Annotated in this window: 14 protein-coding genes; 10 read left to right on the forward strand and 4 right to left on the reverse strand. The window is 37.4% G+C overall.

Annotated elements, in window-relative coordinates:
* Window position 1 precedes the first annotated feature (1 nt).
* The 3 genes from argS to B0X80_RS08885 all read right to left on the reverse strand — a co-directional run bounded on the left by argS (window position 2) and on the right by B0X80_RS08885 (window position 6,744).
* Window positions 2-1,771 carry an arginine--tRNA ligase gene (argS, locus tag B0X80_RS08875; RefSeq protein ID WP_077339564.1) on the reverse strand — a complete coding sequence of 590 codons (1,770 nt, stop codon included), beginning with the start codon at window positions 1,769-1,771 and terminating at the stop codon, window positions 2-4.
* Window positions 1,772-2,119: 348 nt separating this feature from the next.
* On the reverse strand, window positions 2,120-3,700 hold the full coding sequence (gene prfC / locus B0X80_RS08880) for a peptide chain release factor 3 (RefSeq protein WP_077339565.1): 1,581 nt from the start codon (window positions 3,698-3,700) through the stop codon (window positions 2,120-2,122).
* Window positions 3,701-4,248: 548 nt separating this feature from the next.
* Window positions 4,249-6,744 (reverse strand): glycoside hydrolase family 2, encoded by a 2,496-nt coding sequence (locus tag B0X80_RS08885; RefSeq protein ID WP_077339605.1) that lies wholly within the window; start codon window positions 6,742-6,744, stop codon window positions 4,249-4,251.
* Between the two features lie 344 nt (window positions 6,745-7,088).
* Between B0X80_RS08885 and napF the strand changes: the two genes are divergently transcribed.
* From napF to B0X80_RS08915, 6 genes are all read left to right on the forward strand, one after another.
* Window positions 7,089-7,616 carry a ferredoxin-type protein NapF gene (gene napF, locus B0X80_RS08890; RefSeq protein WP_077339566.1) on the forward strand — a complete coding sequence of 176 codons (528 nt, stop codon included), beginning with the start codon at window positions 7,089-7,091 and terminating at the stop codon, window positions 7,614-7,616.
* Window positions 7,603-7,740, forward strand: a complete 138-nt coding sequence (locus B0X80_RS08895) for a TIGR02808 family protein (protein ID WP_077339567.1) — start codon at window positions 7,603-7,605, stop codon at window positions 7,738-7,740. The genes napF and B0X80_RS08895 overlap by 14 nt, the downstream gene beginning before the upstream one ends.
* Window positions 7,741-7,807: 67 nt before the next feature.
* Window positions 7,808-8,107 carry a chaperone NapD gene (locus B0X80_RS08900; protein ID WP_076420502.1) on the forward strand — a complete coding sequence of 100 codons (300 nt, stop codon included), beginning with the start codon at window positions 7,808-7,810 and terminating at the stop codon, window positions 8,105-8,107.
* Window positions 8,104-10,593 carry a nitrate reductase catalytic subunit NapA gene (gene napA, locus B0X80_RS08905; RefSeq protein ID WP_077339568.1) on the forward strand — a complete coding sequence of 830 codons (2,490 nt, stop codon included), beginning with the start codon at window positions 8,104-8,106 and terminating at the stop codon, window positions 10,591-10,593. The genes B0X80_RS08900 and napA overlap by 4 nt, the downstream gene beginning before the upstream one ends.
* A gap of 33 nt (window positions 10,594-10,626) precedes the next feature.
* Window positions 10,627-11,085 (forward strand): nitrate reductase cytochrome c-type subunit, encoded by a 459-nt coding sequence (locus B0X80_RS08910; protein WP_077339569.1) that lies wholly within the window; start codon window positions 10,627-10,629, stop codon window positions 11,083-11,085.
* 21 nt (window positions 11,086-11,106) lie between these two features.
* On the forward strand, window positions 11,107-11,697 hold the full coding sequence (locus B0X80_RS08915) for a NapC/NirT family cytochrome c (RefSeq protein ID WP_077339570.1): 591 nt from the start codon (window positions 11,107-11,109) through the stop codon (window positions 11,695-11,697).
* Between the two features lie 91 nt (window positions 11,698-11,788).
* On the opposite strand, the gene mnmC is transcribed toward B0X80_RS08915, so the two are convergent.
* Window positions 11,789-13,834: a bifunctional tRNA (5-methylaminomethyl-2-thiouridine)(34)-methyltransferase MnmC2/FAD-dependent 5-carboxymethylaminomethyl-2-thiouridine(34) oxidoreductase MnmC1 gene (gene mnmC, locus B0X80_RS08920; protein WP_245825424.1), complete on the reverse strand. Its 2,046-nt coding sequence runs from the start codon at window positions 13,832-13,834 to the stop codon at window positions 11,789-11,791.
* A gap of 176 nt (window positions 13,835-14,010) precedes the next feature.
* Between mnmC and fabB the strand changes: the two genes are divergently transcribed.
* From fabB to B0X80_RS08940, 4 genes are all read left to right on the forward strand, one after another.
* Window positions 14,011-15,222, forward strand: coding sequence for a beta-ketoacyl-ACP synthase I (gene fabB / locus B0X80_RS08925; protein WP_077339572.1), 1,212 nt, complete (start codon window positions 14,011-14,013; stop codon window positions 15,220-15,222).
* A 174-nt stretch (window positions 15,223-15,396) separates the two neighbouring features.
* Complete coding sequence (locus B0X80_RS08930; protein ID WP_077339574.1) at window positions 15,397-16,515, forward strand: 4-phosphoerythronate dehydrogenase; 1,119 nt, start codon at window positions 15,397-15,399, stop codon at window positions 16,513-16,515.
* Between the two features lie 23 nt (window positions 16,516-16,538).
* A complete protein-coding gene (locus tag B0X80_RS08935; RefSeq protein ID WP_077339576.1) occupies window positions 16,539-17,558 on the forward strand; it encodes an aspartate-semialdehyde dehydrogenase in 1,020 nt (339 codons plus the stop codon).
* Window positions 17,559-18,031: 473 nt separating this feature from the next.
* The coding region (locus B0X80_RS08940; RefSeq protein WP_281253004.1) for a FimV/HubP family polar landmark protein at window positions 18,032-19,506 on the forward strand (1,475 nt) is incomplete at its 3' end.

The following is a 19,506-nucleotide window of genomic DNA, read 5'->3' on the forward strand; positions in this document are numbered from 1 at the left end:
GCTACATTCTTTCCATAACTTCAATACCTAAAATATCTAATCCTTTATTTAGGGTTTTAGAAACGAGAGCACATAATGCTAAGCGAGATTTTTTCACATCTTCACTAATATCGTCTTTAAGGATAGGACAAGCTTCGTAAAAGCTCATGTATAAACTCGCTAACTCATATAAATAATTACAAAGTAAGTTAGGTGTACATTCAGAAATTACTGAGTCGATCACTTCTTCAAGTTGTAATAATTTCATCGCTAATGCTTTTTCTTGTAACTCTATAAGCTGCAATTGTGAGTAATCTAATTGTTCAGCTGAAATCCCAGCTTTAGTAAATATACTTTGAATACGAGAATACGCGTATTGTAAATACGGTGCTGTAGCGCCTTCAAAACTTAGCATGGTTTTCCAGTTAAAGATGTAATCGCTGGTTCTATTTTTTGATAAGTCTGCAAATTTAACTGCGCCAATACCTACTTTTTCAGAAATTTCAGATAATAACTCATCGGAAAAATCAGGATTCTTTTCTTTAATTAAAGCCGATGCACGTACTACGGCTTCATCAAGTAATTCAGCTAGCTTTATTGTACCGCCCGTGCGGGTTTTAAATGGTTTTCCGTCGTCACCCATCATCATACCAAATGGGCAATGATCATAACCAACATGCTCAGGTAAAAATCCTGCTTTGCGTGCCACAATTTCTACTTGTTTAAAGTGAAGCGCTTGGCGAGCATCGGTAAATATAATAATGCGATCTGCTGCTAATTCACCGCTACGGTATCGACAGGCTGACAAATCAGTTGTTGCGTATAAGTAACCACCACCTGATTTTTGCACAATAAATACAGAAGGTTCGCCGTCTTTATTCGCCATTTCGTCAATAAATACAACTTTAGCGCCTTGATCTTCCACTGCAATATTTTGAGCCATTAACTCGTCTATTACTTTGGGTAAATCAGGATTGTAGGCACTTTCACCCATAATGTCGTCACGGGTAAGCGTTACATTTAATTTTTTATAAATGTCTTCACTGTGTGCGATAGAGATATCAATAAATTGTTGCCATAGTACAGCACAATCAGCATCGCCACCTTGTAGCTTAACAACGTAGTCGCGTGCTCTGTCTGCAAAGCCATCTTCGTTATCAAACCTGACTTTTGCTTCACGGTAAAAATTTTCTAAATCAGCAAGGGCAGTTTCAGCCACTTCGTCAGAGGCTAATTTGTCACTTAAATGAGCCAAAAGCATACCGAATTGTGTACCCCAATCGCCCATGTGGTTTTGACGAATAACCTTGTCGCCACGAAATTCTAAAGCTCGTACAACCGCGTCACCAATAATGGTTGAACGCAAATGACCTACGTGCATTTCTTTAGCAAGGTTTGGCGCTGAATAGTCAACAACAACGGTTTGAGCTTTTTCGTTAGGTAGTGAACCACGTTGTGTTACACCTAAATTTACGTCACTTGAACTATTAACTAATTGCTCACTTAACCATTTTTTATCTAAATGAATATTAATAAAACCTGGGCCTGCTAATTCAATTTTTTCAGCAATACCTTTCGCCACTAATTCTGGTTCTAACACGGCTACAACTTGAGTCGCTAATTCGCGAGGATTAGTTTTTAGTTTTTTAGCTGCGCCCATTACACCATTTGCTTGGTAATCACCAAATTGTGGCTTAGTTGAAAGACTAATTGCAGGGTTAGTACCTTCAGGTAAACCTGCAGAAAGCATTGCAGTAGAAACGATGTCAGCTAATAGGTTTTTAATATTCATTTTTAAGCTCTTTGTGTTTGTTGCGGTTAAACATTAAGTTAAACCAACTAACTGCTTGAAGTGATAAAGCAGGTAGTTAAAAAATCTCATTTATTTTACTTCTAAAGTATTTGGTTAAGTTGTTAGTTTTTTATCAAAGTATTTTATTATTTTTATGAGGAGCTTAGTTTACTAAGTGACAAATAAAAATAATGCCCAGAAAAATTAACTACCGCACCAAACAAAATATTTCAAAGTATATGTTCTTTTAGCAAACCCGCCGAGGCGTTTTTGATAGGAGCATAGTTTACTATGTGACTCTCAAAAACAACGACAGCAATGTAGCTAAAATATCATATACGAAGAAATTTAGTGTTCACGTGTCTTATGGAATACAATATCTGGCGCTCGCTCTTGCGCCAAACTCAAGTTAACCATAGTCGGAGCAATATAGGTTAAGTTATCGCCACCATCTAACGCTAAGTTGTCGTAAGCTTTCTTTTTAAACTGCTCTAACGTGCGTTCGTTATCACATGTACACCAACGAGCTGTTGCCACACTGATTGGTTCATAAATCGCTTCAACTTTGTATTCCGTACGTAAACGTTGAACAACTACTTCAAATTGTAGTACACCTACAGCGCCTACAATTAAGTCGTTTGAATTTAATGGTCTAAATACTTGTACGGCACCTTCTTCAGAAAGCTGTATTAAGCCTTTTTGAAGTTGTTTCATTTTAAGCGGATCACGTAAGCGAATACGGCGGAACATTTCAGGTGCAAAGTTTGGAATACCGCTAAATTTCATGTCTTCACCAGCGGTAAAGGTATCACCTATTTGAATGCTACCGTGGTTATGTAAACCGATAATATCGCCTGCGTAAGCTTCTTCAACGTTTGATCTGTCACCTGCCATAAAGGTTACCGCATCGGCAATTTTTACATCTTTGCCAATACGTACTTGTCTCATTTTCATGCCTTTTTCATATTTACCTGAGCAAATACGCATGAAGGCAATACGGTCACGATGTTTAGGATCCATGTTGGCTTGTATTTTAAAGACAAAACCAGAGAATTTTTCTTCCTCGGCTTTTACTTCACGAGTTGACGTTAATCGTGGTAAGGGTTTTGGTGCCCATTTGGTTAAACCGTCAAGCATGTGGTCAACACCAAAGTTACCTAAAGCTGTGCCAAAAAATACCGGTGTAAGTTCGCCTTTTAGAAATTCTTCTAGATCAAATTCGTGCGATGCACCCTGAACAAGTTCAAGTTCTTCACGTAAATCATCAGCATAGTTACCAATTGCTTTATCAAGCTCAGGGTTATCTAAGCCTTTTATTACTCGTTTTTCTTGAATAGTATGACCTTGGCCCGTTTGATAAAGAAAAGTTTCGTTAGTTAACAGGTTGTACACGCCCTTAAATTCTTTACCCATGCCAATTGGCCAAGTAATAGGCGCACACTTAATTTTTAATACGTCTTCAACTTCATCCATAACTTCCATAGGATCACGCACATCGCGGTCCATTTTATTCATGAAAGTAATAATTGGTGTGTCACGTAAACGGGTAACTTCCATCAGCTTAATCGTTCTTGCTTCAACACCTTTTGCTACATCAATTACCATTAAGCAAGAGTCGACAGCGGTTAATGTTCTATAAGTATCTTCCGAGAAATCTTCATGGCCGGGAGTATCAAGTAAATTAACTAGACATTTATTATAGGGAAACTGCATTACAGAGGTGGTAATTGAAATACCACGATCTTTTTCCATCTCCATCCAATCAGACTTAGCGTGTTGGCCTGATTTTTTACCTTTTACTGTCCCTGCCTTTTGTAAAGCTTGACCAAAAAGTAATACTTTTTCAGTAATGGTTGTTTTACCCGCATCAGGGTGAGAAATGATAGCGAAGGTACGACGTAAATCGACTTCCTGCTGTTGTACCGACATGCAAATTACCTATTGTTAGATATAAATGAAAATAGATGAAATTAAGAGCGCAATATTATAGCGAAAAGTCGGGCGAAGGGCAGTAACAATATGTCGTAAATCTGTGTTTTTTTGGTAGCTTTCTAGAAGTGGGTATAAATAAGTGACAAAACAGGTTGGTTTTATATATACCCGTTACCATTCAAGATGCAGGTTTCAGTGGGAACTAAAAACAATTTAGGCACAGATTTCATGTTCCAGACGAAATCTAAGTACATACATCCATGTATGCAAGGCATTAAGTTTACGTCATGGTTATTCTCGGTAACTGCTCCTGCGTTACCCTAATATCCTACATCCATGTAGGAACCTGACTAAAGTTAATAACGAAGCATAAATTGTTTTTAGACCCATCGAAGAAGCGCTTGAGCAAAATCACTTCTTCGTTAATGCTTTTTATAAGGGAGCGACCATTATTACAAAGCATTGCCTTGAATTGATATCGCTCAAGCACTCTGAAATAGCCTCTTGGTTGGTAACGGGTATAAAACCAACCTATTTCTTATAGCTTATTTTTGTATGTTTAAACTAATTGATTGTGGCTTAAATCCTTTAGCTGTAGCGGTAACTGTCACTCTATTTGCTACGGTATTTGATTGTACAATAGCGAGTGTTCTACCTTTAGCTGTTACTATGCTTTTTGATTGGAAGTCTTGTATATTCTCAGGAACTCCAGAATCTACACCTAACCATCTAGCATCACCGTCAACACTAAAAGTGACTTTAGTATTATCGGTTTTTATTGGGCGGCCTTTTGAGTCAATAAGTTGAACCACTAAATGTGCTAAATCGTAGCCATCTGCCGTTAATGTGGTTTTATCTGCTGTTAAAGTAAAACCTACTGCTCTTCCTGCGGTTTCAAGCTTGGCTGCAATTTCTTGGCCTTTAAAGCCAGCTCTTGCCGTTAGTACGCCTGATTGATATGGAACAACCCAGCGGAAAATTCTATCAGGCGATTCAGACATGCTGCGAAATCCAAGTGATTCACCGTTGAGTAGTAGCTCAACAATAGAGTGATTTGAGGTCACTTCAACAAGTACAGGTTCGCCTTTCTTGTAATTCCAATGCATATTAGAATTGCGCCATGTATAACTTGCTTGATCTTTAGCTACAGCCAATCCTGATAGTGGTTCTGCTTTAAAACCTGATTCAGATAAAGGTAAGGTGCCTAATGAAATGTGCGGTTCATTAACCCAAACACTTTTAAAGTAATTCCAACCTTGTTGTTTGAAGCCGGCTAAATTTAGCATATCGCCCCAGCCGCTTTTAGCCGGCCATTTTTCGTGTCTTTCGCCCATGTAGTCGATACCCGTCCACATAAATTGACTAAATACACCAGGAAATTGCAGTACTTGTTTCCAGTCATCCCAACTACCTGGATTTTCATTAATAGTCACTTGTTTGTCAGGAAAGTGAGTTTGTGCCCAGGGAATAACACTGTTGCGGTAACTGTATCCTGCAATATCTACGGCATCAGCATATCCACTTACGTGACTTACTTGGGGTAAAATAAAATTAGCTGTTGTAGGGCGCGTTGTATCAAGCTCTTTTACCCATTTATTTAACTTAACAGCAGTATCAGCAAGAACATGCTCACCTTTGGTTGATTCATCGTATCGTTTCTTTAGCTCTTTGGGTGTAAATTTAGGAGCGGATCCCCAAAAGCTGCCATCCATTTTCATTGGATCATCTAAGTCATTCCAAAACCCAGTAACGTAACGGTAATGTACATAAGTCCATTCAATTTCATTACCTATACTCCACATAAATACACTGGGATGATTTCGATCTCGAAGCATAGTACGTGTTAAGTCACTTTTTGCCCATTGTTGAAAATGTTCAACGTAACCTTTAGTAAGATTGTCATCGTGGCGTTCATGGTAGTTAAGACGTTTATCTTTAGCATAATCAAATTCATCAAAAAATTCGTTTTGAACTAATATGCCCATCTCATCACACAAGTCTAAAAATTCTTGAGAAAATGGGTTATGCGTTGTTCTTATTGCATTCAATCCAGCATCTTTTAGTGAGGCAAGGCGTCTACGCCATACTTCTTTTGGTACTGCCGCACCGACTAAGCCGCCGTCATGGTGTAAAGAAACGCCTTTAACTAAAGTTGATTTTCCGTTAAGAAAAAAGCCCTTCTTAGGAATGAAAGCAATGCTACGAATACCAAATGGTGTGGTGTAGGTATCAACATTTTTACCATCAATAGATAATGTTGTTACTGCAGAGTACATATTAGGTTCATCAATATCCCACAATTTAGGGTTGTCGATGGTGAATTTAGCCGTGTATACATCTTTACCGTTTGCTCTTAAACGTTCTTTATCTGTATTTGTAGCAACAATGTGACCATTATTATCAATGATTTGAGTGGTTAATTTGAAACGATTAGTCGAGCTATGTTTGTTTTCAACATTGATTTTTATATTCACTTTAGCCTGTTCAGCTGATACTTCAGGTGTTGTTACAAAGGTTCCCCAAATTGGAATATGTAACTTATTAACAGTCACTAGTTTTACATTTCTATAAATACCACTACCGGTATACCAACGGCTATCGCCATAACGAGAATGATCTACATGAACAGTTAATATATTGTCGCTACCGTTAGTGCTTAATTTATCGCTTAAATCGAAGTTAATAGGAGAATAGCCGTAAGGGTTATGACCTAACTTATGGCCATTAAGCCAAAAAGTGGCATTGTTGTATACGCCATCAAACATCACAAAAACTTTTTCGTTAGCTAAATCAGCGGTTGTTTTAAAGTGCTTTTGATATATGCCAACTCCCCCTGGTAAATATCCTGTAGCTCCTTCTAACGATTCAGAGAAAGATGCTTCAACACTCCAGTCATGAGGTAGGCGTAGGTTTCGCCATTCTTTATCATCAAGCGGTAGTTTTTCAGGTAACTTAGTGGAATCTACTAGGGTAAATTTCCAATCAAAATTGAAGTCTACCTCTCTTGGGATGCCCTCCGCTCTAGCATTAAAGCTCAGCATTATACTTATAATAATTAATGTAGTAATGACTCTCAAAATATTGCTCCAAATAAGTTCTTGTAGAGGTAATTAAATTTATGTTGTTTTGATTTATGGCTTCAATCTTGAAATATATACAGTTAATTGTCAACAAAATGGTGTTTGTAAGTGCTCTGGTGTATTTAAATATAAAATATTTTTTTATTTGTTAAATTTTTCATAGATAGAGTCCTTCCATAGAAGCTAAATAAAGTTGACCTAAATCAACTTTGTTTTAAAGGTAATAATGTATTGTGTAGCCTATGTACTAAAGTTAAATATCTATAATCATGTAGGTATGCGTAAGTCATTCTTTTAGGTGTGTAATGGTTGATCTTGCTAGACGAAATTTTTTCAATGTAACTAAAGAAAATAGCAAGCCAGCTATACGTTTACCTTATGTTATTAATGAAAAAGTTTTTACAGATAATTGCACTCAATGTGAGGAATGTATAAATGTTTGCCCAGAAAAAATTATTGTAAAAGGAGATGGTGGCTTTCCTGAAATTGACTTTAGTAAAGGGGAATGTACGTTTTGTGATAAATGTGTAGATGCATGTAAAGAGGCTCTTTTTACTCAAGTTGAAGATGAAAAACCTTGGGATTTAGCGATTGAAATTAAGGCTAATTGTTTAGCGAAAAACCAAGTGTATTGCTTAAGTTGTCAAGATAACTGCGAAACCGAAGCTATTTCATTTACTTATATTAGCGAGTCAACGCCACAACCTCAAATTTCTTTAGATAGCTGCACTGGTTGCGGTGCATGTGTTGCTGTATGCCCACAAACGGCTATTGAATTATCACCCAAAAATGAATTTTTAAACTTAACTGGAGAAGCTTATGAGCGCTCTTGAATCTTTAATTTGGAATATTTTAGGTTATTCATCTATGCCTATTATTTTCTTGGTGGGTTTTATTGCAACGGCTGGCGTATCAATGCTGGCGTTAAAAATTATCGGTGCAAAACCACTAAAATGAACAATGACCTTGTATTTTTTTGCGTAACCGAAAATACAAATAAAAATGAAAATAAGGATCGAATATTTTGATCAATTTATTAGAAGAAACCCCAGTAAATATAGCAGGAGTTATGTTTGTAGCTCATCCCTCTAAAGTATCTGCTGTTGCAAAGGAATTGGGTCAGTTTCCTGGAGCAGAGGTACATGTAACCGGTAATACTGGAAACATGGTTGTTACCATAGAGGAAGTTATCACTAATCCTAAAAAGAGTAAATTAATAGACATTATTACAGACATGGGATTAGTGAATGGTGTTATTTCTTCTTCTTTAATTTTTCATCATAACGATGCCGGATTGCCACAACACCAAGAGGTAAAATCATGAAAGTAACAAGACGAGACTTTATTAAAGCAAATGCTATTGCTGCAACTGCTGTTGCTGCCGGTGTGGCAATACCAAGTTCAGCATCAAACCTTATGACTAAATCGTCAGATACCACAATCAAATGGGATAAAGCTCCCTGTCGTTTTTGTGGAACTGGTTGTAGCGTTTTAGTAGGAACTCAAGAAGGCAAAGTTGTTGCTACGCAAGGTGATCCAGAAGCCGAAGTGAATAAAGGCCTAAACTGTATTAAAGGCTATTTTTTATCAAAAATTATGTACGGTAAAGATCGCCTAACTCAGCCATTGTTAAGAATGACAAATGGTAAATACGACAAAGAAGGTGATTTTGCTCCAGTAAGCTGGGATAAAGCTTTTGATGTAATGGCTGAAAAATTTAAAGCGGCTATTAAAAAGAAAGGCCCAACGTCTGTAGGTATGTTTGGTTCTGGTCAATGGACTGTTTGGGAAGGGTACGCAGCGTCAAAATTAATGAAAGCGGGATTTCTTAGCAATAATATTGACCCAAATGCACGTCATTGTATGGCCTCTGCAGTAGGTGGGTTTATGCGTACCTTTGGTATGGATGAGCCTATGGGATGTTACGACGATTTAGAGAATGCCGATGCTTTTGTGCTTTGGGGTTCAAATATGGCCGAAATGCATCCTATTTTATGGTCACGTTTAACAGATCGTCGATTAAGCGCACCACACGTAAAAGTCAATGTATTATCAACATACAAGCACCGTAGTTTTGAACTTGCAGATAACGGTATGGTGTTCACACCTCAAACGGATCTAGCTATCTTAAACTTTATTGCAAATTACATTATTCAAAATGATGCTGTTGATAAAGAGTTTTTAAAGAAACATGTAAATATTCGTGAAGGTGTCACTGATATCGGTTATGGATTACGCCCAACTCATCCTTTAGAAAAGTCAGCTAAAAATGCGGGTAGTGGCGCTTCAATGCCAATGAGCTTTGAAGAGTACGCTAAGTTTGTTAGTACTTATAGTGTTGAATATACGTCTAAAATATCAGGTGTTCCTGAAGCTAATTTACTTGAAATGGCTAAGCTATATGCTGACCCTAAAGTGAAAGTTACATCATTTTGGACGATGGGATTTAACCAACATACTCGAGGTGTTTGGGCAAATAACTTAATTTACAACATCCATTTATTAACAGGAAAAATATCTGAACCGGGTAACAGTCCATTTTCTTTAACTGGGCAGCCTTCTGCTTGTGGAACAGCGCGAGAAGTTGGAACGTTTTCACACAGATTACCCGCTGATCTTGTGGTAAATAATCCTAAACATAGAGCCATAGCGGAAAAAATTTGGAAACTACCCGAAGGCACTATTCCACCTAAACCCGGCTACCATGCAGTATTGCAAAACCGTATGTTAAAAGACGGTAAGCTGAACGCGTATTGGGTAATGTGTAATAACAATATGCAAGCGGCGGCCAATATAACAGAAGAGGCATTTCCGGGTTACCGCAATCCTGAAAACTTTATAGTGGTTTCTGATCCTTACCCAACGGTTACAGCACAAGCGGCAGATTTAATTTTACCTACAGCTATGTGGGTTGAAAAAGAAGGCGCTTACGGCAATGCGGAACGTCGTACTCAGTTTTGGCATCAGCAAGTTAAAGCACCGGGCGATGCTCGCTCAGACTTATGGCAATTAGTTGAATTTTCAAAACGCTTTAAAGTGGAAGAAGTATGGCCAGAAGAATTAATCGCAAAAATGCCAGCCGTTAGAGGTAAAACATTATTTGATGTTTTATATGCTAATGGCAATGTGAATAAATTTCCGATGAGTGAATCTAAAGGCGATTTAAACTTTGAGGGCGATGAATTTGGTTTTTATATCCAAAAAGGTTTATTTGAAGAGTATGCCGAATTTGGTCGAGGTCATGGGCATGATTTAGCTCCTTTTGACCGTTACCATGAAGAGCGCGGTTTAAGGTGGCCTGTTGTGGATGGTAAAGAAACTAAATGGCGCTACAGAGAAGGGCACGATCCTTATGTAGAAAAAGGAAGTGAAGTTCAGTTTTATGGTAAGTCTGACAAAAAAGCGATTATTTTTGCCTTACCTTATGAACCAGCAGCTGAATCACCAGATGAGGAGTTTGATCTTTGGTTAAGTACCGGGCGTGTTTTAGAACATTGGCATTCAGGTTCTATGACAAATCGTGTACCCGAATTACATAAAGCCTTTCCTGATGCTGTGTTATTTATTCATCCAGACGATGCGAAAGAACGCGGTTTACGCCGAGGAGATCAAGTACTGATTGAATCTCGACGTGGAGAAGTTAAATCGCGTGTTGAAACGCGAGGAAGAAATCGTCCACCAAAAGGGCTTGTTTTTATGCCTTGGTTTGATGCAAAGCAGCTTGTAAATAAGTTAACCCTTGATGCCACCGATCCTTTGTCAAAACAAACGGATTACAAAAAGTGTGCAGTAAAAGTTAGCAAGGTTTAAATTAAACTTACACCAATTAAGGTGGAGGAAAACATGAAATTATTAATAATTATCGTCACCATACTAGGTCTTTCTTTTGCTGTTTTATCTCAGGAGAAAGTAACCGTAAATACAGGTTCTTTAGATACGATTAGAGGCGCAGCTAGCTTAGATGAAACACGTAAAGCAGATCCGTTTAAACGTGTGATAAAAGACAAAAATCCAATAGCACGTAACTATGTGCATCAACCACCTGTTATTCCACATCAAACACGTGGGTATCGTATAGATTTAAACAGTAATAAGTGTTTAACGTGTCATGGTTGGAAGTATGCTGCGGAAACAGGAGCAACCAAAGTAAGTTTAACTCACTTTGAAACTCGTGATGGCAAGGTACTCAGTGATGTATCACCTCGTCGTTACTTTTGCTCTCAATGTCATGTTACGCAAGCGGATGTTAGACCTTTAGTTGAAAATACTTTTAAACCCGTTGAGTCATTAACCAACAATTAATTACGGAATGTAGGAGGTCATATGTCTCAACAATCAAAATTTAAACAAATATGGCAATATTTGAAATCTCCAAGTAGTGCCGCTTTATGGGTTATCTTAGCGCTTGGTTTTGCAGGTGGTGTCATTTTTTGGGGGGGATTTAACACCGCCTTAGAAATAACTAACACTGAAGAGTTTTGTATCAGTTGTCATGAAATGGAAGACAACGTATACGAAGAGTACAAAGAAACTATTCATTATGCTAACCGTTCAGGTGTTCGTGCTACTTGCCCTGATTGCCATGTTCCTAAAAAATGGACACATAAAATTGTACGTAAAATTGCCGCCAGTAAAGAAGTATGGGGTATGTTAACGGGTATGATTGATACACGAGAGAAATTTACAGAACACCGTAGAGCATTAGCAGAGCGTGAATGGAAGCGCATGAAAGATAACGACTCGCTTGAGTGCCGTAACTGTCATAACTTTGAATACATGGACTTTTCAGAACAAGGTAATCGCAGTGTTAAAATGCATTCTGATGCACTAGCTTCAGGCGAGAAAACCTGTATTGATTGTCATAAAGGTATTGCACATCAACTACCTGATATGAAAGGCGTTGAAAACTGGTAAGCATTCATTTTTTATAAAATGCATACAAAAAATAAAGCATCGATAGTATTTAATACTGCCGATGCTTTTTTATTTCTTCGAGTTAATGGACTTATATTTTTCGTTTAATTAAATCTCTTATCACAAAACGATTCGGTGACAGATTAAATAACATTTTACTATCTATAGGGTAAGGTGTTCCGCAAATATCTGCGGCTAAAATTTCAGCTGCAAGTGGTGCGCTACATAAACCTCTAGCACCTAAGCCCGTTAACACATATAAATTATTGATAGTAGGGGCGGCCTGATAAAACTTCCAATTCTTGTCTTTACGTAAATGGGCATAAGTTGCTGTATGCGCTTCAATATTTGGCATGGCGCCTACCATAGGTAAGTGATCTGGCGTCATACATCTTAACCTTGCTTTTGCTGACGCTACGTCGTTTATGCTCCAGTTAGTTAATTCAGGTAAACATTGGTTTAACATGCTGAGGTTATATTCATCGCCTTGCTGATTTGCTGTAATATCAAAGCTATTTTTATCAAAGGTTGCGCCGATACAATGAATATTTTTATGTGCAGGGGTTAAGTAACCTTTATGGCAAATAACCGTTGAAAGCTTGCCAATACTATTATCGGTTTGCATACTTGTTATTTGTCCTCTAACTGAAGTTAAAGGTAGCCGGTTAATGGTGTTGATGTTAATAGAGTCAGCGCCGCCACACACAATAACAATACTTTCTTTCAGCTGTTTTTTAACACTACCCTTATCAGTATTGAGTATCCATGACTGATCCGCTTTTTGTGTTAACGACTCAACTTTTATACTATTTTCTACTCTTAACCTGTTGGTCGATTTAGCTGCATTTAGTAAAGCTGATACCAACTCTTGTGGGGCAATCCAACCGGCTGATGGCATAAATAAACCACCATGCTGCAAAGGTAAGTTACTTAGTTGACTTGCTTGCTCAGCAGTAACTGAATGAATGAGTGTTTTAGGCCATGCTTGTATTTCTTCAAATAAAGTTTGGCGTTTTTTAAGGGCGTCTTTGTAAGATATTTCTAATAATCCACACCATTGATGTGAAAAATGAAAACCTTGCTTTAATAATGAATGATATAAATGTAGAGCTCGCCAATATGCGGTTTCGTAAAATTCGCTAATATCATCTCGTTGCTGATGCAGTAGAGGAAACAGTGCTCCTATAGCATTACTTGATGCACCTTGAGCAACCGTATTGTCTTTACAATATAAGGTGACTTTTACACCTTGTGTTGTTAAATAATAAGCTGCACATGCTGAAGCAATGCCACCACCTATAATAGCAACGTGTTGTGGTTTAGTAATGCGAGGGCGTGATTGATAACCTTTTCCTATCAATTTTGTTTGTTGGTAAACCGCGCGTAATACTTCTTTTTTGAGTCCTGACGTTTCTATTTTTTGTAATCGAAACCCCACATCTATTAGCTGGCGTCTAACAAAACCAGCAATAGTAAAAGTAGATAATGTCGATTGTTCCTTGGCTAAGCGAGCAACTTGTTCAAATAACTCAAGGCTCCACATTTCTGTGTTTTTTCTTGGCGAAAAACCATCTAAATACCAAGCGTCTACTAAACCTTGTTTGGGCGATTTTAACGCTGTATATGTTTCGGTAGCGTCACCTAAATAAAGAGATAAAGATACACTTCCATCATAGAAGCTAAATGATAGTAACTTGTTTGTTACTGTTTCAATATCATCAGGGTATTGCTCAAGAAAAGGTTGGTAAAACTCAGCAAGATCAGGAAATAACTGGAGTGACTGAGTGAGTTGGTTTTTGCTTAATGGAAATTTTTCAACACTAATAAAATGAAGTTTATGTGTGTTTTTTTCTTCAGTTTTTTTATTTTCAGTGCTTAGAACATCTGAATAAGTAGATAAAACGCTTTCTTTATAAGCTTCTAACGTTAATAAAAAATTTAATCCTGTGCCGAAGCCGGTTTCAGCAATAGTAAATAAACTATCATTATTTTTTAGTCGTTCTACAATATTATTAGCTTGTATAAAAACGGTTTTACTTTGGTCGCAACCGGTTTTACTATCAAAATAAATGTCGTCAAAATGAGTGGAGTAAGGCGCGCCATTATCTTGAAATATAAGAGAAGTTTTTGAGCTCACTAGGTATAAAATCTTATGTTAGTAAATGAACAGTTCAACAACATTTTATCTTTTTTAAAATGTAATTGATATTGAATTGAAGAAATCAGTGTACAGGTGTACACTGAGCAGACCAGATGGCGGGTAATTATCTGTATGATATGCTCGAATTTTTAAATTTTTGAATGGTTATATAAATGAAACGTGTAGTAATCACCGGATTAGGCATTGTGTCAAGCATTGGCAACAATAGCGAAGAAGTTTTAGCGTCTTTAAAAACAGGGCGTTCAGGTATCTCTCGTTCAGAGAGTTTTGCTGAAGTAGGTTTACGCAGCCAAGTTTGGGGCATGCCAACCATTAACGTTGCTGAACATATTGATCGTAAAGCTATGCGCTTTATGGGTGATGCAGCAGGTTATTCTTATATTGCTATGCAGCAAGCTATTGATGACGCAAAATTAACACCTGAGCAAGTATCTAACTTTCGTACAGGTATCGTGGCTGGTTCTGGTGGTGCATCATCAGAAAACGTTGTTAAAAGTGCTGATGTTTTACGTGAAAAAGGCGTAAAACGTGTTGGCCCTTATGCTGTACCTAAAACAATGTCGAGCACAGTTTCAGCTTGTTTAGCAACACCATTTAAAATTTTAGGTGTTAACTATTCAATGAGTTCAGCTTGTGCAACAAGTTCTCATTGTATTGGTCATGCTGCTGAGCTTATTCAATTAGGCAAACAAGACATTGTATTTGCTGGCGGTGGTGAAGAAGTTCATTGGTCATTAGCTATGATGTTTGATGGCATGGGCGCATTATCATCTAAATATAACGATGCTCCTGAGACGGCTTCTCGTACTTACGATGCAGACCGCGATGGTTTTGTTATTTCTGGCGGCGGCGGTATGTTAGTTGTTGAAGAACTTGAACATGCATTAGCACGTGGCGCACATATTTATGCTGAAATTGTTGGTTACGGTGCAACATCAGACGGTTACGATATGGTAGCTCCAAGTGGTGAAGGTGCTATACGTTGTATGCAACAAGCAATGCAGGGCGTAGAAGGTAAAGTAGATTACTTAAACACCCACGGTACTTCAACACCAGTAGGTGATGTTAAAGAGCTTGGTGCTATTCAAGAAGTATTTGGTAAAGATTCTCCAGCTATTTCAGCAACAAAAGCAATGACAGGGCATGCACTAGGTGCAGCTGGTGTTCATGAAGCTATTTACACTCTATTAATGATGGAAAACAACTTTGTTGCTCCTTCAATTAACGTCAACACATTAGACGAAAAAGCTGAAGGTTTAGATATTGTTACTGAAGCTCGTGATGCTGAAATTAACCTTGCTATGTCGAATAGCTTTGGTTTTGGCGGAACTAATGCAACATTAGTGATGCAAAAATATAAATAACCTTGATTGAACGCAACATCGTTCAAAAAGTTAAGGTGTAATAACATACGCTAGTTACAAATAAACAAGTGTAATAGTAATTAAATTTAAAACCACTAAAGATAGCTTTAGTGGTTTTTTGTTTTGTAGGGTAAAATAGTGTTATTACACTAAAATATTCCATTTTAAAGTATTATGAATATATACCACGATGAAAACATGCCTTTCGCCAAAGAATTTTTTGGCGACTTAGGTACTCTTTACCCCTTTGCAGGGCGTGAACTAACTGCTGATATGGTCGAAAATGCTGATGTTTTATTAGTGCGATCTATTACGAAAGTTAATGAAGCTTTACTAGCTAATAATAAATCACTGCAATTTGTAGGTACTGCAACTATAGGCGTTGATCACATCGATCAAGCTTATTTAAAAAGTCGTGATGTATTTTTTACTTCAGCTCCTGGTTGTAACGCAATTTCAGTGGCTGAATATGTGTTAAGTGCATTAGTTGTAATGAGTGAACGTTATTTAATTGATTTGTTTTCACTTAAGGTTGGCATTGTAGGCGCAGGAAATACAGGTACTCGGTTAAGCGAAAAGCTTACCGCATTAGGTATTAATTACGTAATGTGTGATCCTGTGTTAGCTAATAACCCGAATGATACGAGGAGCTTTGTATCGTTAGATGAAGTGCTAGCTTGTGATGTGATTTCTCTTCACGTACCGCTTACAGAAACCGGCGAGCATCCAACCTATCATTTATTAAATTCAGATCGCTTAAGTCAGTTAACAGATGAGCAAATATTAATAAATGCTTGTCGTGGTGAAGTTATAGACAATAAAGCATTACTGTCTCTTAAACAAAATGGTATGAAAACTAAATTAATACTCGATGTGTGGGAAGGCGAACCTAACTTACTACATCCGTTAATTGAATATGCAGAAATAGCCAGTGCACATATTGCTGGTTATAGCTTAGAAGGAAAAGCTCGTGGCACAGAAATGCTCTATCAGGCATTATGTAAACAGCTTAATATTCCCGTAGAAAAAGTACTGAAAGATTTATTACCTAGCGCGTCAATTAACGCAGTTGAAATAAAACAAGACTTTGATGAAATATTACTAAACCAGCTAGTAAAAATGGTTTACGATGTAAGACGAGATGATGGAATATTTCGCCAGCAAATAAATACCAAAGGATTCGATCACATTCGAAAAACATACCCCGCTCGCAGGGAATTTTCGGCAGTTACCGTTTCTATGAATAATCAAGCCAATGAAGATGTGCCGCATCGTCTTGGCTTTAGCAAATAGTTAATTAAAAAAGAGAGAGGACCATGGCACAGAAATTTGATGTTTGCGTACTTGGCGCAACAGGCTTAGTAGGCAAAACCATTATTGAAATTCTTGAACAACGAGACTTTCCAATTAATAAATTATACCCATTAGCAAGTGCACGCTCTGCTGGTGAATTTATTGAATTTAAAGGTGAAAGTATTGAAGTTTTAAATGCAGATAACTTTGACTTTAGCCAAGCACAAATTGGTTTCTTTTCAGCTGGTGGTGCTACCTCAGCTAAATTTGCTCCAATCGCTGGTGAAGCAGGTTGTATTGTAATCGATAATACATCAGAGTTTCGTTACGAAGACGATATTCCACTAATTGTGCCTGAAGTTAATCCTCAAGCATTAGGTGAATACCGCAACCGTAATATTATTGCTAACCCTAACTGTTCAACTATTCAAATGTTAGTTGCATTAAAACCCATTCAAGACGCAGTGGGTATCTCACGTATTAACGTGTGTACATACCAGTCTGTATCAGGTGGCGGTAAAGAATCAATGGACGAGTTAGCTAAACAAACAGCTGATTTATTAAGTGGTAAGCCTGTTGAATCTAAAAATTTTTCTCGTCAAATAGCGTTTAATGTTATTCCACAAATTGACGTGTTTTTAGAAAATGGTTACACCAAAGAAGAAATGAAAATGGTTTGGGAAACTAAGAAAATTTTCGGCGACGACAATATTTTAGTTAATCCTACTGCTGTTCGTGTTCCTGTATTTTATGGACATGGCGAAGCACTACATATTGAAACAAACTCACCTATTTCAGCTGAAGAAGTTAAAGACTTGTTAGAGCAAGCTGAAGGTGTAGTTTTATGTCGTAACGACGAAGACTTCCCAACACAAATTGGCGAAGCTAGCGGCAAAGATGAGACATTTGTTGGCCGTGTACGTGAAGACATTAGCCACAACTGCGGCATAAACATGTGGATTGTTGCTGACAATACACGTAAAGGCGCAGCAACAAACAGTATTCAAATTGCTGAATTATTAATAAAAGATCATTTATCTTAAGTAAATAATTTTATCAGCGAATATATTTTAAACCCACTATTAGCTTCTAATCGTGGGTTTTTTTATAGGAGAATGCTACATTTAGCAGATAAAACTATAGAAAAACAATAAATTACCGATATAGTGAAGATAAAACCAAAACAGTCCTTTAGCAATCTCAGGGGAGATAAAGAACAACCCTAGCATTATGTAATGAGTTGGAATAAACTTTGCTTTGTTTTATATAAACTTTTTGTGACAAGTTATTGGCTCTACTAGGGGCTGTTGAACTTTCGAGTATGAATTTTGTTTAAGTTAAAAACGCGTTTAACTGAACCTTCGGGCAGTATAATTTTGTTCTTTCTACGGCGTTATAGTGATTTAATGAAGAATAACTACAGCTCAATCACTATGCCTTGTATAAAAATAAAACTTATTGCTGCCAAAATATACCTGAAAAATCAGCAGACCCAATAATAAATAGGAATATTGTAATGGAACCTTTTTTACGCCTGTGCCTCTGGCAGGTAGTTATATTTACTGCTTTTGCTACTCCTACCGTTATGGCTGCGGAAGCAGGAATAACAATTAAAGGACCAAAATCATCAGATGTATTTCGCTATGAGCAATATGGTCCTATTACCGCACAAGATACCTTATGGAATATTGCCTTAAAAGTTAGGCCAGAAAAAAGCTTAACTATTTATCAGGTTATGCAATCATTATACATGCGCAACCCTCAAGCGTTTGTTGGCAATAACCTTAACCACCTCGTTACAGGCGCTTACCTAAAAATTCCTTCTATTGATGAAATGCGCTCAGTAGACAAGCAAGCTGCTCAAAAAAAATCGAGTACTGATGATAAAAACTGGGAACAAAAAGTTGTTAAATCAACGCCAAAAAAAGTTGTTAAACCAGAAGAATTATCAGTTAAAAAGAAAGATTTAGAGGCAGCTAAAGTCGAAATAAATGAACAACTGCAAACTTTCGGAAATGATCAAACTCAACGTCTATCAACTATCCAACAAGACGTACTAGATTCTATTGACGGCTTACAAGCTTTACTTAAAGAAAATGAAGAATTAAGAAATAAGCTTTCTTCGTTTAATGAACAACTCGATGTTATGCAAAATGAAGTTGCTAAAAGTAAAGAAATTAAGCTTCAAATGGATGACATGTTAGCGTTACAACAAGCCCTGATAGATAAAGCTAATAAAGCCGAAGAAAAAGCCTTAAAACTTGAACAAGAAAACAAAGAAAAAAATAACACCTTCATATCTAAATTATTGGAAAGTGCTTGGTTTTATATTGTCCTTTCCACCATCTTTACAGCCTTACTTGTTGGTGGCGTTGTTTGGTTTTTACTGAAAAGAAAATCAGAAGATGAGCCCGACAAAGAAGTTATCACCAAAGAAGCCGAGCCAGAAGTAGAAGTAAAAGCTGAAGAAAAAGCTCCCGCAGAAGCTCCTGTTGAAGAAGAACTCACCTTGGATGATGAATTATCATTAGATGACGAATTATCTTTAGACGATGAGCTGGCTATAGATTTATCAGAAGATGGGGAAGATGATGACTTGTTCTCTAATGATCTACTGAGTGATGAAGCCGAAACTGATGACGAAGTTATACATTTAGACGATGAAATAGATGACTTAGAAGATATCTCGTTAGAGGGAGAAGTGCTTGAAGGCGGTGAATTAGGGCAAGACGACTTAGATGCCTTATTAGCTGGTTTCGATGATGATCCGATAGAATCTTCAAATGAAGATGAATCTGTAGAAGATAGTGTTGATGATTTATTAGGTGGTTCAGATGAGTCTGAAGATTTTTCTGTTAGCTCTGAGCCGGAAGTAGAAGCTATCCCAGAACCTGAAGAAGATATGTCGGGAGACTTAACTGATCCAGACGATATCGATGCGCTAATGGCGTCAGTATCTGAACCTGAGCCTAAACCAGAGCCGGAAGCTAC

The sequence above is a fragment of the Pseudocolwellia agarivorans genome (assembly GCF_002000085.1).
GTDB classification, from domain to species: domain Bacteria; phylum Pseudomonadota; class Gammaproteobacteria; order Enterobacterales; family Alteromonadaceae; genus Pseudocolwellia; species Pseudocolwellia agarivorans.

What these genes read in the sequence shown, in the direction of transcription:
- fabB (WP_077339572.1), top strand. Translation starts at nt 14,011, where the DNA reads ATGAAACGTGTAGTAATCACCGGATTAGGCATTGTGTCAAGCATTGGC.
- B0X80_RS08915 (WP_077339570.1), top strand. Translation starts at nt 11,107, where the DNA reads ATGTCTCAACAATCAAAATTTAAACAAATATGGCAATATTTGAAATCT.
- prfC (WP_077339565.1), bottom strand. Translation starts at nt 3,700, where the DNA reads ATGTCGGTACAACAGCAGGAAGTCGATTTACGTCGTACCTTCGCTATC.
- napF (WP_077339566.1), top strand. Translation starts at nt 7,089, where the DNA reads ATGGTTGATCTTGCTAGACGAAATTTTTTCAATGTAACTAAAGAAAAT.
- B0X80_RS08930 (WP_077339574.1), top strand. Translation starts at nt 15,397, where the DNA reads ATGAATATATACCACGATGAAAACATGCCTTTCGCCAAAGAATTTTTT.
- B0X80_RS08885 (WP_077339605.1), bottom strand. Translation starts at nt 6,744, where the DNA reads ATGCTGAGCTTTAATGCTAGAGCGGAGGGCATCCCAAGAGAGGTAGAC.
- B0X80_RS08895 (WP_077339567.1), top strand. Translation starts at nt 7,603, where the DNA reads ATGAGCGCTCTTGAATCTTTAATTTGGAATATTTTAGGTTATTCATCT.
- B0X80_RS08910 (WP_077339569.1), top strand. Translation starts at nt 10,627, where the DNA reads ATGAAATTATTAATAATTATCGTCACCATACTAGGTCTTTCTTTTGCT.
- napA (WP_077339568.1), top strand. Translation starts at nt 8,104, where the DNA reads ATGAAAGTAACAAGACGAGACTTTATTAAAGCAAATGCTATTGCTGCA.
- B0X80_RS08935 (WP_077339576.1), top strand. Translation starts at nt 16,539, where the DNA reads ATGGCACAGAAATTTGATGTTTGCGTACTTGGCGCAACAGGCTTAGTA.
- argS (WP_077339564.1), bottom strand. Translation starts at nt 1,771, where the DNA reads ATGAATATTAAAAACCTATTAGCTGACATCGTTTCTACTGCAATGCTT.